Origin of the sequence: Paenarthrobacter sp. NPDC058040 (genome assembly GCF_042885775.1) — a bacterium.
Taxonomy (GTDB): Bacteria; Actinomycetota; Actinomycetes; order Actinomycetales; family Micrococcaceae; genus Arthrobacter.
On the sequence record NZ_JBHVRN010000001.1, the window covers coordinates 176,624 to 191,026 of the forward strand.

Annotated in this window: 14 protein-coding genes; 10 read left to right on the forward strand and 4 right to left on the reverse strand. The window is 63.9% G+C overall.

The features are described 5' to 3' along the window. Nucleotides 1-72 precede the first annotated feature (72 nt). The 9 genes from ACFVSJ_RS00780 (at nucleotide 73) to ACFVSJ_RS00820 (ending at nucleotide 7,144) form a co-directional block, all read left to right on the forward strand. Nucleotides 73-1,002, forward strand: a complete 930-nt coding sequence (locus ACFVSJ_RS00780) for an ABC transporter ATP-binding protein (protein WP_387433222.1) — start codon at nucleotides 73-75, stop codon at nucleotides 1,000-1,002. Further along, on the forward strand, nucleotides 995-1,849 hold the full coding sequence (locus ACFVSJ_RS00785) for an ABC transporter permease (RefSeq protein ID WP_387433224.1): 855 nt from the start codon (nucleotides 995-997) through the stop codon (nucleotides 1,847-1,849). Before ACFVSJ_RS00780 ends, ACFVSJ_RS00785 begins: the two co-directional genes overlap by 8 nt. After that, complete coding sequence (locus ACFVSJ_RS00790) at nucleotides 1,846-2,679, forward strand: ABC transporter permease (protein ID WP_387433226.1); 834 nt, start codon at nucleotides 1,846-1,848, stop codon at nucleotides 2,677-2,679. The genes ACFVSJ_RS00785 and ACFVSJ_RS00790 overlap by 4 nt, the downstream gene beginning before the upstream one ends. A gap of 73 nt (nucleotides 2,680-2,752) precedes the next feature. Continuing rightward, nucleotides 2,753-3,319 carry a hypothetical protein gene (locus ACFVSJ_RS00795; RefSeq protein WP_387433229.1) on the forward strand — a complete coding sequence of 189 codons (567 nt, stop codon included), beginning with the start codon at nucleotides 2,753-2,755 and terminating at the stop codon, nucleotides 3,317-3,319. Between the two features lie 10 nt (nucleotides 3,320-3,329). Next, on the forward strand, nucleotides 3,330-4,163 hold the full coding sequence (locus ACFVSJ_RS00800) for an exodeoxyribonuclease III (RefSeq protein ID WP_387433231.1): 834 nt from the start codon (nucleotides 3,330-3,332) through the stop codon (nucleotides 4,161-4,163). 23 nt (nucleotides 4,164-4,186) lie between these two features. Then, nucleotides 4,187-5,278 (forward strand): tryptophan--tRNA ligase, encoded by a 1,092-nt coding sequence (trpS, locus tag ACFVSJ_RS00805; protein ID WP_387433233.1) that lies wholly within the window; start codon nucleotides 4,187-4,189, stop codon nucleotides 5,276-5,278. A gap of 4 nt (nucleotides 5,279-5,282) precedes the next feature. Beyond that, nucleotides 5,283-5,960, forward strand: a complete 678-nt coding sequence (locus tag ACFVSJ_RS00810; protein ID WP_387433236.1) for a 2'-5' RNA ligase family protein — start codon at nucleotides 5,283-5,285, stop codon at nucleotides 5,958-5,960. Then, nucleotides 5,887-6,972 (forward strand): YihY/virulence factor BrkB family protein, encoded by a 1,086-nt coding sequence (locus tag ACFVSJ_RS00815; protein ID WP_387433238.1) that lies wholly within the window; start codon nucleotides 5,887-5,889, stop codon nucleotides 6,970-6,972. Before ACFVSJ_RS00810 ends, ACFVSJ_RS00815 begins: the two co-directional genes overlap by 74 nt. Before the next feature lie 19 nt (nucleotides 6,973-6,991). After that, nucleotides 6,992-7,144: a hypothetical protein gene (locus tag ACFVSJ_RS00820; RefSeq protein ID WP_387433240.1), complete on the forward strand. Its 153-nt coding sequence runs from the start codon at nucleotides 6,992-6,994 to the stop codon at nucleotides 7,142-7,144. Nucleotides 7,145-7,212: 68 nt separating this feature from the next. Here the strand turns inward: ACFVSJ_RS00820 and ACFVSJ_RS00825 are convergent, their stop codons facing one another. Further along, nucleotides 7,213-9,447, reverse strand: coding sequence for a hypothetical protein (locus ACFVSJ_RS00825; protein WP_387434139.1), 2,235 nt, complete (start codon nucleotides 9,445-9,447; stop codon nucleotides 7,213-7,215). 137 nt (nucleotides 9,448-9,584) lie between these two features. On the opposite strand from ACFVSJ_RS00825, the gene ACFVSJ_RS00830 reads away from it, so the two are divergent. Continuing rightward, on the forward strand, nucleotides 9,585-10,886 hold the full coding sequence (locus tag ACFVSJ_RS00830) for an ABC transporter substrate-binding protein (protein WP_387433243.1): 1,302 nt from the start codon (nucleotides 9,585-9,587) through the stop codon (nucleotides 10,884-10,886). Nucleotides 10,887-10,888: 2 nt separating this feature from the next. Here the strand turns inward: ACFVSJ_RS00830 and ACFVSJ_RS00835 are convergent, their stop codons facing one another. The 3 genes from ACFVSJ_RS00835 to sdhA form a co-directional block, all read right to left on the reverse strand. After that, nucleotides 10,889-11,659, reverse strand: coding sequence for an alpha/beta hydrolase (locus ACFVSJ_RS00835; protein ID WP_387433246.1), 771 nt, complete (start codon nucleotides 11,657-11,659; stop codon nucleotides 10,889-10,891). 113 nt (nucleotides 11,660-11,772) lie between these two features. Further along, nucleotides 11,773-12,555: a succinate dehydrogenase iron-sulfur subunit gene (locus ACFVSJ_RS00840; RefSeq protein ID WP_364163696.1), complete on the reverse strand. Its 783-nt coding sequence runs from the start codon at nucleotides 12,553-12,555 to the stop codon at nucleotides 11,773-11,775. After that, nucleotides 12,555-14,354 carry a succinate dehydrogenase flavoprotein subunit gene (gene sdhA, locus ACFVSJ_RS00845; protein ID WP_387433249.1) on the reverse strand — a complete coding sequence of 600 codons (1,800 nt, stop codon included), beginning with the start codon at nucleotides 14,352-14,354 and terminating at the stop codon, nucleotides 12,555-12,557. The genes ACFVSJ_RS00840 and sdhA overlap by 1 nt, the downstream gene beginning before the upstream one ends. Nucleotides 14,355-14,403 lie beyond the last annotated feature (49 nt).

The following is a 14,403-nucleotide window of genomic DNA, read 5'->3' on the forward strand; positions in this document are numbered from 1 at the left end:
AGTGTGCTGAGGGTGCACAATGAAGCAACCCGCCCTGCATCTTTGTCGGAACAGCCGCGTACCACTCCCGTTATGAACCCACCCACCGTCATCCGTGCCCGCAACCTCACCAAGACCTACGGTGAGCTCACAGCTGTGGACAACATCTCCTTCGACGTTCCGGCAGGAGAGTCGTTCGGCCTCCTCGGACCGAACGGAGCAGGCAAGTCCACAACCATGAAGATGATCGGGGGAGTTTCCCAGCGGACCTCCGGAACGCTGGACATCATGGGCCTCGACCCCGAATCCAATGGCCCGGAAGTTCGGGCGCACCTGGGCGTGGTTCCGCAGCAGGACAACCTCGACGAAGAGTTGAAGGTCCGCGAAAACCTCATCGTCTACGGGCGCTACTTCGGGCTCCCCATGAGCTACCTGCGGCCCAAAGCCGACGAGCTCCTCGAATTCGCCCAACTCACGGATAAGGCGAACTCCAAAGTCGATGCTTTGTCCGGCGGGATGAAGCGCCGCCTCACCATCGCCCGTTCGCTCATCAACGAGCCGCGCATCCTGCTCTTGGATGAACCGACCACCGGCCTCGACCCGCAAGCCCGGCACATCCTGTGGGACCGGCTGTTCCGGCTCAAGGAAAGCGGCGTGACCCTCATCCTGACCACGCATTACATGGACGAGGCCGAGCAACTCTGCGACCGGCTGATCGTGGTGGACAAGGGGCGGATCATGGCTGAAGGATCGCCGGCCAGCCTCATCCGAGAGCATTCCTCCCGCGAAGTGCTCGAGCTCAGGTTCGGGTCGGAGCGGAACGGGACCATCGGCGTCGAGCTTGAGGGCATCGGCGAGCGGCTCGAAACCCTGCCCGACCGCGTCCTCATCTACGCCAACGACGGCGAGGCCGCGCTGGAGCAGGTCTCGGCCCGCGGACTCAGGCCGCTGACCTCTCTGGTGCGGCGTTCGTCGCTGGAGGACGTTTTCCTTCGGCTGACCGGCAGGAGCCTCGTTGACTGAAGAACCGCTCACGACGGCGGAGCGCCCCTTGCGCGCCCACTCACCTGCCGTCTCGGCCGCCAGGGCGCGGCGCTGGGGCTCGTTCTTCTACGCCGAGCAAGTGCTCCGGGTCATGCGGAACTACGGCTGGTCCGTGGTGCTGTACAGCGTTGGCCAGCCGGTGGCATACCTGTTCGCCATGGGAGTGGGCCTGGCCAGCCTGGTGGATGCCAACAGCGAGTCTGTCTTCGGCGGGGTCAGCTACCTGGAATTCGTGTCGCCGGCCCTGCTCGTATCGGCTGCGGTCATGACCGCGTCCGGGGAGTTTTCCTACCCGATCATGGATGGCTTCAAGTGGCGGCGCGTGTTCTACGGACCCCACGCCTCGCCCTTGGTTCCACAGCAGATCGCCACCGGCCACATCATGGCCAGCAGCCTCAGGTTCCTCCTGCAGTCGGTGGTGTACTTCGCGGTGGTGGCCATGTTCGGCGCCTCGCCCAGCCCGTGGGGTTGGGTGTCCGCGATCGTAGCTACGGTGGCCGCTCTCTCCTTCGGCCTGCCGCTCATGGCCTATGCCTCCAGCATCACGCAGGACAAGGGACAGTTCGCCTTGGTGCAGCGGTTCATCGTGATGCCACTGTTCCTGTTCTCCGGCACGTTCTTCCCCTTGGACACCCTGCCCCTGGCTGTCCGCTGGATCGGCTGGATCTCACCGGTGTGGCATGGGACTGAGCTGGGCCGCGTGTTCACCTACGGCATGGATGAAAATCCGCTGCTGACCCTCACCCACGTGGTGTTCCTCGCGGCGACGGCGTCCGTGGGATTCATCCTGGTGCGGAGGCAATTCGTGAAAAGGATGGGCTCATGAGCATCCTGACCGGCGGACACAGCGCCAGTGACCTGGCGCGGGAACGGAAGTTCGGACCGCTCTACTCGCGCAACGCCAAGGCGGTGGTGGCCCGCGGCCTCATGGCGGCCAAGTCCAGCACGTGGCTGGTGCTGCTGTCCGGCTTCTTCGAACCGGTCCTGTTCCTGTTGGCCATGGGCGTGGGCATGGGCTCAATCGTGGGTACCGTCCAGGGCCCGGGCGGGGAGGAGATCAGCTACGCGGCCTACATCGCCCCCGCGCTCCTTGCGGTCTCCGCGATGAACGGCGCCATCTACGACTCCACGTGGAACGTCTTCTTCAAGATGAACTTCGCCAAGCTCTACCAAGGGATGCTTTACACCTCCCTTGGTCCCTTGGACGTCGCCATCGGCGAGATCTTCCTGGCGCTGTTGCGGGGGCTCCTGTACGCCACCGGATTCACGGCGGTCATGGGCGTCATGGGCTTGCTGACCACGTGGTGGGCCATCCTGGTAATCCCTGCGTCCGTGCTGATCGCCTTTGGTTTCGCGAGTTTCGGCATGGGGATCACCAGCTTCATGAAGACCTTCCAGCAGATGGATTGGATTAACTTCTTCCTGCTGCCCATGTTCCTGTTCAGCGCCACGTTCTATCCGCTGAGTGTTTACCCGCAGCCCATCCAGTGGTTCATCCAAGCCATGCCGTTGTGGCACGGGGTGGAGTTGCTCCGTCAGATCAGCGTGGGCGCCTTCACGCCTGCGACGGCCATCCACGTGGCCTACTACGTGGTGATGATCGTCCTGGGCATCATGCTGACCACGGGCAGGCTGCGTCAGCTCTTCCTGAAATAGGACCTCGGGTTGGGGCTGTTCGCCGTCCGTGGAAGCGTCCGGGGCAGCCCCAAGGGTTTGCGACAATTGGTACATGCAATCTCTCGGTGACCCGCACCCATCCACGTCCGCTTCCGCCCGCGGCCCCCTCAAGGGCTTCCGCATCGGCGGTTTGGGAATGACCGTAGTCATCATCGCCTTCCTGGTGGCTGTGATCTTCGCCGCCAACCAGAACGACGTCGTGGGCTGGGTCGTTGCTGTTGTCTCCTTTGGCTGGCTCGCGCTTGCCGCGTTCGTCGTGTTCAGCATCCAGCGGGCTGCGAAGCGGGCCGGGGCCAAGTTGACCGAAGCGCAAAATGCGTTCGCCGCGGCAACCGGCCGCGCGCCGTCGTCGTCCTCTGCAGACCATGGCGGCACCAGGGTGGTGTCCGAACGGAGCCAGGCAGACGATGTGCGCGACCTCAAACTGGACCACTCGTTCAAGATTGTCCAAGTCCAGGTACGCGTGGTGGAGGAAGAGCGCGCCAAGGGTGCCGACGCCAACCAGGACACCATCGACCGCGCCCTCGAAACCATCGCCATTACGTCCACGAATGCCCGGGACATGATCAAGTCTTCGGGTGACTCTGATGAGCCCGTGGCCGGAACCATCATCGACTAGAGTAGAGCGGGTGAGTACGGCATTGAAGAAGGATTTCCTTCGCATCGCATCGGTCAACGTCAATGGCCTCAGGGCCGCCTACAAGAAGGGCATGGCGGAATGGCTGGAGCCGCGCGAAGTGGACATCCTTTGCCTGCAGGAAGTCCGTGCCCCTGACGACATCGTCAACACCCTGATCGGGGAGGGCTGGTACATCCTCCATTCGGAGGCCGAAGCCAAGGGTCGCGCAGGCGTTGCCATCGCCTCCCGCGAAGAACCCACCGCTACCCGCGTGGGCAATGGGGACGACTACTTCGACAGGTCCGGTCGTTGGGTGGAAGCCGATTTCTCCTTGCGGAACGCCGCGGGTGAAGCCACCACCCTCACTGCCGTCAGCGCCTACGTGCACTCCGGCGAGGCAGGCACGCCCAAGCAGGACGACAAGTACCGCTTCCTCGATGCCATGACCACGCGCTTGCCTGAGCTGGCCAAGCACAGCGACCATGCGCTGGTGGTGGGCGACCTCAACGTCGGCCACACGGAACTCGACATCAAGAACTGGAAGGGCAACGTCAAGCGTGCCGGCTTCCTTCCGGAGGAGCGGGCCTACTTTGACCGTTTCTTCGGCGAAGAAATCGGATGGAGGGATGTCCACAGGGGCCTGGCAGGAAATGTCGCCGGCCCCTACACCTGGTGGTCCCAGCGCGGAAAAGCCTTTGACACAGACACTGGCTGGCGCATCGACTACCACTTGGCTACCCCCGCACTGGCTGCCGCAGCATTCTCGGCAGTAGTGGACCGGGCGCCCTCGTGGGACACCCGCTTCTCCGACCATGCCCCGGTGGTTGTTGACTACCGGCTCTAGAGCTTGACGAAAGTTTTTACCCCATGACTACTGCTGAAACAGACGCCGCCGTCCTGCCGGCCACCGCTACCTCCACCAAGCTGGCTGTCGGCGCCAAGCACCGCGTGCTTTCGGGCATGCAGCCTTCCGCCGACTCCCTGCACCTGGGCAATTACCTTGGCGCCTTGGTCAACTGGGTCCGCATGCAGGATGAATACGACGCCGTCTTCTTCATCCCGGACCTGCACGCCATCACCGTTCCCCAGGATCCGGCCGAACTCGCGCGCCGCACCCGTGTTACCGCCGCGCAGTACATCGCCGGCGGCGTGGATGTGGAAAAGTGCACGCTGTTCGTGCAGTCCCAGGTACCTGAGCACGCCCAGCTGGCATGGGTCCTGAACTGCATCACGGGCATGGGCGAAGCCGGCCGCATGACGCAGTTCAAGGACAAGGCCCAGAAGCAGGGTTCGGACCACGCCAGTGTTGGCTTGTTCACCTACCCCATCCTGCAGGCCGCGGACATCCTCCTGTACCAGCCCCACGGCGTGCCGGTGGGCGAGGACCAGCGCCAGCACGTGGAGCTCAGCCGGGACCTGGCCAACCGCTTCAACAGCCGGTTCGGCGAGACGTTCCAGGTGCCCGAGGCCTTCATCCAGAAGGAATCGGCCAAGATCTACGATCTCCAGAACCCCACGGCCAAGATGTCCAAATCCGCGGAGTCACCGGCTGGCCTCATCAACCTCCTGGACGACCCCAAGACCGTGGCCAAGCGCATCAAGTCAGCGGTCACGGACACCGAGACCGAGATCCGCTACGACCGCGAGAACAAGCCGGGCGTCTCCAACCTGCTGACCATCTACTCGGCCATCAGCGGCACCCCGGTGGAAAAGATCGTGGCGGACTACGAAGGCAAGATGTACGGCCACCTCAAGGTAGACCTCGCCGAGTTGGTGTCCGGACACCTGGCCCCCATACGCGAACGAGCCAACGAGCTCCTCGCCGATCCTGCCGAACTGGACCGCCTGCTGGCCCACGGCGCGGACAAGGCACGCGAAATCGCTTCTGCCACGCTCGCCGATGTCTACTCCAAGGTTGGGTTCCTGCCGTACCGCGGAGCAGAGCAGGGAGTCCGCTAAATCCATGTGCGCAGCTGGTCAGCTCAACGTCGCGACTGATGCCCCACAGGGCGCCAGTCCGGACGATTCGCGCCAGCCCGCCGTCACCGGCACCGGTTGCGGTGCCGGTGACGCCATGTGCATCGGCGTGATTCTCGGCTTCCCGCCGGAGGTTGCGCAGGAACTGCAGGAATGGCGGGCGTCGTTCGGCGATCCCATGGCCGAGGTCATTCCGGCGCACATCACGCTGATCACCACCACGCCAACGCAGGACTGGGAAGCCACCCGCGACCACGTACGCGCCGTGGCACGGACCCAGCCGCCGTTCAGCATCACCATTGCCGGAACGGGATCGTTCCGTCCCGTCTCTCCCGTGGTGTTCGTCAACGTGGAGCAGGGTTTCGAGGAGTGCGTCCAACTGCACGAGAAACTCCAGACCGGCCCGCTCGAGCGCCTGCTTCCTTTCCCGTACCACCCGCATGTCACGGTGGCCCACGACGTTGCCCAGGAAAACCTTGACGAGGCCGAAACGGTGCTCAGTGATTACCGGGCAACCTTCCCTGTGGTTAGCATGGGACTTTACGAGCACGACACCAATGGAATTTGGCAGCTACGGGAAGAGCTCGACTTTGGCGGCGACAGTGACGAAGACCAGCAGGCGGAATCAACGTCCACACGCGGACAGTCCTCCGCTGCCAACTGAGCTGGCCAAGCTCAAACTCGAACTTCTCCACAAACGCCAGGACTGGGGCCACAGCAAGCGAGCCGGGGATGGCCTTCCCAGGAAGGCCGGGGTCTTCTTCGCCCTGGTCCTCGCCAGGCTGAACACCAACCGCGCAATGCGCGCGTTCCAGCATTACTCCCGCCAGCACGGGCCGTTGCTGAGCGCGGGCATCGGGTTCAACATGTTCTTCTCCGTGACGGGTCTCCTCACCACCGGCTTTGCCATCGCGGGCATTGTCCTGGGCGGTAACCCCGTCCTGGAAGATGCCGTGATCCGCAGCGTGGCTTCTGCGGCGCCGGGTCTCTTGCAGGTCAACGGCGGTGAAGGCCTCGTTGACCCCCAGACGTTGCTGAACCCCTCAGGCCTTGGCTGGACAGCGGCCATTGCGGCCGTGGTCACCATCTTCACGTCCTTGGGCTGGATCGCCAGCGTCCGGGAAGGCGTCCGCGGAGTCATGAAGGCGGACCCCCTCCAGCGGAGCGCAGTGCTCCAGAAGCTCGTTGATGCTGGAACCTTGCTGCTGCTGGGGGTCATCCTGGTGGTCAGCGCCGGTGCCTCCCTGGTGTTCGGCACGGCCGCCGACTGGATCTTCTCTGCCCTGCGCCTGGATGAGTCCGTTGCCGGGCCGATCGCCGCCGTCGTCAAGATCGTGGTTCCGCTCCTCTTGAATTGCGCGACGGCGGCAGTGCTGTTCCGCTTGGCCGGTGGCCTGAAGCTGGGACGCCAGGCGTTCCTGGAAGGGGTGGTCCTGGCAGGCGTCGGAACCGCCGTCCTCCAGTTCTTCAGCACAGAGCTTCTCGCCCGTGCGGGCAACAATCCGGTGCTGGCCTCCTTCGCGATCATCATCGGTTTGCTCATTTGGTTCAACCTGGTCAGCCAGGTGTACCTCATCTCGGCGTCGTGGTCTGCCATCCGTGAGGCCGACGTCCAGGCGGGGGAGACTCCACGCAAGAAGTTCCTCGGCGCCCGCCGGGCTACGCCACAAACCTGACCCCGGACGTGGAGGCGCCATGAACAACCAGTTGTGGATCGGATGCCTCCTTGGCGCGGCCGCGGGGCTGATAGTGGGCCAGTTGGTGTTCAACTCGCCCTTTGTCGGCATCCTGTTGGGAGTGGGCCTGGGCGCTTTGGTAGGAGCGTCGCTGGGTCCCAAACGCGGCTAGAAAAGCAACGCGGGGTCACTTACGGCCCATTCCGACGCCCATGATGGGCCGTAAGTGACCCCGCGTTGCTACGGCGCCCGCACCAGCCCCTCCCAAGCCACGTTCCAGTCCGCCGGGAACCCCGGGGCGTGACGATCCGGTCCGTTGTCCCAACCCGCAGCCATGAGCGCCACGGCGGCCAGCAGTCCACCGTTTCCTGGCAGGTAAAGGGGCAAGGAATCCGTTTGCCGATTGTGACCGTTGGGCAACACGGTGTTCTTGCCGGCGCCCAGGAGCAGGGCATCCACGGCAGCCTCGGGGTCCTCCAGGCGGGCGGCGGTCATCGCCATCACCGGGTAGTCCCAACCCCAGGTGCTGCCCCAGTCCCAATCGGCAAGGACATCGGCCAGGGTGGTCCGCATGATGGCAGGATCGATCAGGTCCGTCTGCGGCAGCACGCCGAGGGCACACAGCATGGACGGATGATCGGTGCGGATGGTGAAGGGCTCGACGTCGATCGCGGCGTAGACTCCCTCCGCCACGTGGGGTTTCACCATGCCCTCCATGACGTTGACCCACGCCGCTTCAGGTACCAGCCCCAGCCGGGTACGCCATTCGGAGGCGACACCGAGGGCCCACTGCCAGTACGCCAGCTCGAAGGTTGGATTGCTGACCCTGCCTCGAATGGAACCGTAGCTTTCCTGCGCCGGAACCAGGGGAGGGCCGAGTTCGAAACCGCGCTCCGTGGGATGCGCGAAGCTGGCCATGAAGGCAGCCGACTCGAACACAATCTCCGCGAACTCTTCCAGCACTTCCCGGCTCGGGTTGGCACGGTACACCAGTTCCGCCAGGTAGATCGGGTGCGGCTGCTGCCAAATGAGGAAGGTCCCGATCGGGCTGGGGCTCTCCCGCCCGTCCGGCCCCACTTGCTTGGGCCAGCGCACGCCCTCGAAACCCTGCTGCTTGGCGGTTTGCCTGGACGTCTCCAGCACTGCGGAGTACCACCGCAAGGACGGCAGTAGGAGTTCCGGACGATTCCATTGGGCAAAGTGGGCGGCGTGCCACCAGTGCATTTCCAGGTGGAAACGGCCGCGCCACGAATTGCAGACAAGCCCTGTTTCCTGTGGAGGCAAGGAGCCCGAGCAGTTGATGGCGGTCAGGTACTGGGAGAGGATAATCCGGCGCTCCAACTCCTTGGCCCGCGGATCGTCCGTCGCATGGAGCTCGATCGCTCCTCCTGACGACCAGAAAGCCGGCCAGTAGGCTGCCGAGGCTGCCGCGACGTCGCTGCCTGCCTTCAGTCCCAGGGAACGTACGACGCCGGAGCCCAGCTCTCCCGGCTGGTCTGCCTTGGGCGCGGGGATACTCAACCTGTTGTTGCCCCGGGGAATACAGTCGCCTTCCCCGGCAGACACGAACGCGATGGAGACGTCGAGGGCACCCGGCTCTTCGGATGCCAGGCGCAGGGAGTGCCGGCCCGTTTGCTGGACGTGGATACCGCGGCCCGTGACCACAACCGCATAGCGGGAGTCATCCAGTTCCCTTCGGACAACCCAACTCGTGGGGCCGGCAACCCCATCCTGGACAGGCGGCTCCAGTGTGGTGCTGTGTGCCTCCGGGCTGGACCAGTCCGCGGCGTCATGCCAGGCCTCAGATCCGTACGGGAAGTCGAAGCCGACCACCAGGCCCGCCCCCAACGCAGGCGATTTCACGCGCAAGCCGAGCTCGTCACGGTCCGGGTGGCACGCCGTCGTAACCGTGACGGGGTGACCGGCCACGGTGAAGCGGCTGGTCACGATGCCCGACCACAGGTCCAGCGTCTGTTCCGTCCCCGTGATGTCGGCCGGACTGAGGCGGCGCTCCAGGCCGTCCTCCACCCAACGGAAGCCGATCCGTCCCAGGTCCAGCCGGTGCGGGTTGGCCCTGAGCCACGTTTCTGCCTGCGACGTGTCGGTCTCGCGGTCGTTGACGATGTCGCCCACCATGTCCACGTAAGGCACAGGGCCACGTGGCGAGTCGTACAGGACGGTGGAAGCGGAGAGCTCGTACGGCCCTTCGGGCGGGATGGAGTGCCAACCCCACTGTGCCTGCGTGCCGAGGAGCGTTCCCGGCGGGAGTTCATCGCGTGCTCCTACCGGATAGGAGCCGGGGAACGTCTGCAGGCCCGTGAGATCCATGGTGAAGGCGAATTCGCCATTGCCAACGGAGACCGGGCTGCGCGGATCCAGTTCCTGCTGCTTCACGTTGTGCCGCCCGACCAGTGCCTCGCGGTCGATGCCGATTGTCTGGTCCGGGACGTGTTCCCGGTGGGGGTCCGGGATCATGGGGTCGTTGGATTTCAGGGACAAGGAGAGCCTCCGGTGGCTGGCGAGAAATAGTTAACGGTCAGAACTATTGACGGATATTACCGCACTTGATACGTTTCAGGAACCGTTTTCTGAGTCTGAAGGAAGCATACCCAATGGCGCGTACATCTCTACGTAGTATCCGAAAATCAATCGCATTCGTCGCAGCGCTCGGCCTGGCCGGCCTGGCTACCGGCTGTGCAGGCAGCGGCAACACCCAGGCCGAAAGTGGGCCCGTCGAGATCCGGTTCTCCTGGTGGGGAAACGCCGGCCGGGCAGAGTTGACCAACAAGGCCATCGCCGAATTCGAAGCTGCCAACCCCAACATCAAGGTCAAGCCCGAGTACGGCGACATCGGTGGCTATTTCGACAAGCTGGCCACGCAGGTTGCGGCCAACGATGCCCCGGACGTCATCACCATGGGAGGTGCGTACCCCGCCGAGTACGCCAACCGTGGCGCCCTCCTTGATCTGTCCAAAGTCAACGCTTCGCTGGACCTATCCAAGCTGGACCAGGGCGCCCTGGAGAACGGCCAAGTGAAGGGCACCCAGTACGGTGTCTCCACTGGAGCCAACGCCCTGGCGATCGTCGTCAACCCTGCCGTGTTCCAGGCAGCGGGAGTCTCCCTCCCGGACGACAGCAAGTGGAGTTGGGACGACTTCGCCCGCATAGCCGGTGACATCACGTCCAAGAGCCCCAAGGGCACCTTCGGAACCGCAACCGTCCTGACCCATGACTCGCTCGATGCCTTCGCCCGCCAACGCGGGCAGTCCCTGTACACCCAGGATGGGCAGTTGGGGCTGGACAGGGGGACAGTGCAGGCCTACTTCGACTACTCGCTCAAGCTCAGTGAGTCAGGGGCCGCACCCAGTGCTTCCGAAACCGTCGAGAAGCTCAACGTCAGCACCGAACAGACACTTATGGGCATGGGCAAGGCGGGCATGATGCTCACGTGGAGCAACTCCCTGTCGGCGCTCAGCAAAGCCTCAGGCGCCGACCTGAGGCTGCTCAAGCTGCCGGGGGAGACGCCCACCCCGGGCATCTGGCTCCAATCCTCGCAGTTCTACACCATCTCCGCCCGCAGCAAACACGCGGACGCTGCCGCCAAGCTCGTGAGCTTCCTGGTGAACAATGAGTCGGCCGCGAAGATCATCCAGAGCGACCGCGGGGTGCCCAGCAATTCCGGCATGCGGACGGCCATCCAGGACCTGCTGACACCGCAGGGCAAGGTTGAGGCGGCTTACATTGACCAAATTGGCAAGATGGACTTCGCACCCACGTACATCGGTCCCACCGGTTCCACTGCAGTCTCCGAGATCACGGCGCGCATCAACACCGAGGTGCTCTTCAAGCGGCTGGGCCCCGACAAGGCAGCCGAGCAATGGATCAGCGAGAGCAAGGCCGCCATCGGCAAGTAGCGTCAGTCCCGGATCTCCAAATACGGGTCCGCCCACGCTCCGATGATCCGGGCCACCCGCGCTGCCTGGCCCTTCCCTGTGAGCAGGTGTTCGCTGCCCTCCAGCGAAATGAAGCTCCGGGGGTGCCGGGCAGTGCGGAAGATCTCGCTGGCGTTGTCGATCCCCACGGTGTTGTCCGTGGGGGAGTGCATCACCATGAGCGGCTTGTGCAGGGTCCGGATGCAGTCCCGCAGGTCTGCACGCTCCACGTCCTCCACGAAGTGCCTGCGGATCTCCATGGGGCGCCCGCCAAGGTCCACCACGGCGCTGCCGTCGCGCAGGATCGACTCGATTTCGGCGTCGAACATGTGCTCCACGTGCTTGGGCTCATACGGCGCACCAACAGTCACCACGGCGTTCAGTCCCGGAATGTCACGAGCAGCGGCCAGGGCAGCCGCACCACCGAACGAATGCCCTACCAGCAAAGAGATCTCCCGGCCGGTGAGCCGCATGAAGTCTGCCGCCAGGATCGTGTCGGCCACCTTCACGCTGAAGGAACCGGCCGACCATTCGCCGGCCGAACCGCCCAGGCCAAGGTTGTCGAAGCGCAGCATTCCCACGCCCTGCTCCGCCAAGCCCTTGCAGATCCGGGATGCCGCGGGGCTGTCCTTGCCGAGCGTCAGGCCGTGCGAATACACGCCCCAACCGCGGACGGGGCCTTCGGGTACGTCCACAATTCCGGCCAGCGTATCGCCGGTGCTTCCCGTGAAGCTGATCTTCTCAGAGCGTGACACGCTGGTCTCCTTGCGTTGGGATGTGGGTTGCGGCAGTTGATTAACGACGACGGCGCCCCTCACCAACAGTGGTGAGCGGCGCCGTCGTCGTGCTGTTCTTTGGGAACGGCCGACTAGATCTTGCGGGCCAGGATGGCCTGCTTGACCTCGGCGATGGCCTTGGTCACCTGGATGCCACGCGGGCAAGCCTCGGAGCAGTTGAAGGTGGTGCGGCAGCGCCACACGCCTTCCTTGTCGTTGAGGATCTCCAGGCGCATGTCGCCGGCGTCATCACGGGAGTCGAAGATGAAGCGGTGGGCGTTGACGATCGCGGCCGGGCCGAAGTACTGTCCGTCGGTCCAGAAGACCGGGCAGGACGAGGTGCAGGCGGCGCAGAGGATGCACTTGGTGGTGTCGTCAAAGCGCTCACGGTCCTCGACGGACTGCAGGCGTTCCTTGGTGGGCTCGTGGCCCTTGTTGATCAGGAACGGCATCACTTCGCGGAAGGACTGGAAGAACGGTTCCATGTCCACAATCAAGTCCTTCTCCACCGGAAGGCCCTTGATGGGCTCAACGGTGATCGGCTTGGTGGTATCCAGGTCCTTCAGCAGCGTCTTGCAGGCGAGGCGGTTGCGGCCGTTGATGCGCATGGCATCCGAACCACACACGCCGTGGGCGCAGGAGCGGCGGAACGAAACCGTGCCGTCGATCTCCCACTTGACCTTGTGGAGGGCGTCCAGCACGCGGTCCGTGCCGTACATGGTCAGCTTGTAGTCGTCCCAGCGTGCTTCGTCGGAGATCTCGGGATCGTACCGGCGTACGCGCAGCGTGATGTGGAACGTGGGGATCTCACCGTCGCCAGCAACGCTTGCGGGCAGCTCGATCTTGGAAGCGGGCTCTGCCATTTCGGTGGTCATTAGTACTTACGCTCCATCGGCTCGTAACGGGTGAAGACAACGGGCTTCGTCTCAAGACGGATGCCCGCAACGGACTCGGCCGACGAGGCGGCGGTGACGGAGTCGTCCAGGTAAGCCATGGAGTGCTTCATGAACTTCTCGTCGTCGCGGTCCGGGAAGTCTTCGCGGTAGTGGCCACCGCGGGACTCTTCACGGTGCAAGGCACCAACGGTCATGACCTTTGCCATGTCCAGCAGGAAGCCCAGTTCCACGGCTTCCAGGAGGTCCAGGTTGAAGCGCTTGCCCTTGTCCTGGACGGTGACGTTCTTGTACCGCTCTTCGAAGGAAGCAATGTCGCTCAAGACCTGCTGCAGCGATTCCTTGGTGCGGAACACCTGCATGTTGGCGTCCATGGTGTCCTGCAGTTCCTTGCGGATCTGGGCCACGCGCTCCGTGCCGGTGCCGTTGAGCAGGCCTGACAGGATGCCACGGGTCATGGCTTCCGGATCCTCGGGCAGCTCAACGTAGTCGGCGGTCTTGGAGTACTCAGCGGCCGCAACACCGGCACGCTTGCCGAAGACGTTGATGTCCAGGAGCGAGTTAGTGCCAAGGCGGTTGGAACCGTGCACGGAAACACAGGCAACTTCACCGGCTGCGAAGAGGCCAGGCACTACAGTGTCGTTGTCCTGCAGGACCTCGGTGGCGATGTTGGTGGGAATGCCACCCATCGCGTAGTGGGCCGTCGGGAACACCGGTACGGGATCCGTGAACGGCTCAACACCGAGATAGGTGCGGGCGAATTCCGTGATGTCCGGAAGCTTGGCTTCGATGTGCTCGGGCTCAAGGTGCGTCAGGTCGAGGAGGACGTAGTCCTTGTTCGGGCCACAACCGCGGCCTTCGCGTACCTCGTTGGCCATGGCGCGGGCCACGATGTCACGGGGTGCGAGGTCCTTGATGGTGGGGGCGTAGCGCTCCATGAAGCGCTCACCCTCCGAGTTACGCAGGATGGCGCCTTCACCACGCGCACCCTCGGTGAGGAGGATGCCCAGGCCGGCGAGGCCGGTCGGGTGGAACTGGAAGAACTCCATGTCCTCCAGCGGAATGCCGCGGCGGAAGGCGATGCTCATGCCGTCACCGGTGAGCGTGTGGGCGTTGGACGTGGTCTTGAAGACCTTGCCTGCACCACCGGATGCGAACACAACGGACTTGGCCTGGAACACGTGCAGTTCACCCGAAGCGAGGTCGTAGGAGACGACGCCGGCTACACGCTTCTGCTTGTACGGAGTACCGTCCTCGCGCACTGCGTCTTCTTCGACGATCAGCAGGTCAAGGACGTAGTACTCGTTGTAGAACTCAACGTTGTGCTTGACGCAGTTTTGGTACAGCGTCTGCAGGATCATGTGGCCGGTGCGGTCGGCAGCGTAGCAAGCACGGCGGACGGGGGCCTTGCCGTGGTCGCGGGTGTGGCCACCGAAGCGGCGCTGGTCGATCCGGCCTTCGGGTGTGCGGTTGAACGGCAGACCCATCTTTTCCAGGTCCAGCACGGCGTCGATGGCTTCCTTCGCCATGACCTCTGCTGCGTCCTGGTCAACCAGGTAGTCGCCACCCTTGATGGTGTCAAAGGTGTGCCATTCCCAGTTGTCTTCTTCGACGTTGGCCAATGCTGCACACATGCCACCCTGGGCCGCACCGGTGTGCGAACGAGTGGGGTAGAGCTTGGTCAGTACCGCTGTGCGTGCGCGCTGACCAGACTCGATCGCGGCGCGCATGCCGGCGCCACCTGCACCGACAATGACGACGTCGTACTTATGGACCTGCATACCAGATGCTCTCTCTTTCAAAAATTCAGATGGTCGGCGGAGCCTGCTC

What these genes read in the sequence shown, in the direction of transcription:
- ACFVSJ_RS00780 (WP_387433222.1), top strand. Translation starts at nt 73, where the DNA reads ATGAACCCACCCACCGTCATCCGTGCCCGCAACCTCACCAAGACCTAC.
- ACFVSJ_RS00790 (WP_387433226.1), top strand. Translation starts at nt 1,846, where the DNA reads ATGAGCATCCTGACCGGCGGACACAGCGCCAGTGACCTGGCGCGGGAA.
- ACFVSJ_RS00795 (WP_387433229.1), top strand. Translation starts at nt 2,753, where the DNA reads ATGCAATCTCTCGGTGACCCGCACCCATCCACGTCCGCTTCCGCCCGC.
- trpS (WP_387433233.1), top strand. Translation starts at nt 4,187, where the DNA reads ATGACTACTGCTGAAACAGACGCCGCCGTCCTGCCGGCCACCGCTACC.
- ACFVSJ_RS00810 (WP_387433236.1), top strand. Translation starts at nt 5,283, where the DNA reads ATGTGCGCAGCTGGTCAGCTCAACGTCGCGACTGATGCCCCACAGGGC.
- ACFVSJ_RS00820 (WP_387433240.1), top strand. Translation starts at nt 6,992, where the DNA reads ATGAACAACCAGTTGTGGATCGGATGCCTCCTTGGCGCGGCCGCGGGG.
- ACFVSJ_RS00825 (WP_387434139.1), bottom strand. Translation starts at nt 9,447, where the DNA reads ATGATCCCGGACCCCCACCGGGAACACGTCCCGGACCAGACAATCGGC.
- ACFVSJ_RS00830 (WP_387433243.1), top strand. Translation starts at nt 9,585, where the DNA reads ATGGCGCGTACATCTCTACGTAGTATCCGAAAATCAATCGCATTCGTC.
- ACFVSJ_RS00840 (WP_364163696.1), bottom strand. Translation starts at nt 12,555, where the DNA reads ATGACCACCGAAATGGCAGAGCCCGCTTCCAAGATCGAGCTGCCCGCA.
- sdhA (WP_387433249.1), bottom strand. Translation starts at nt 14,354, where the DNA reads ATGCAGGTCCATAAGTACGACGTCGTCATTGTCGGTGCAGGTGGCGCC.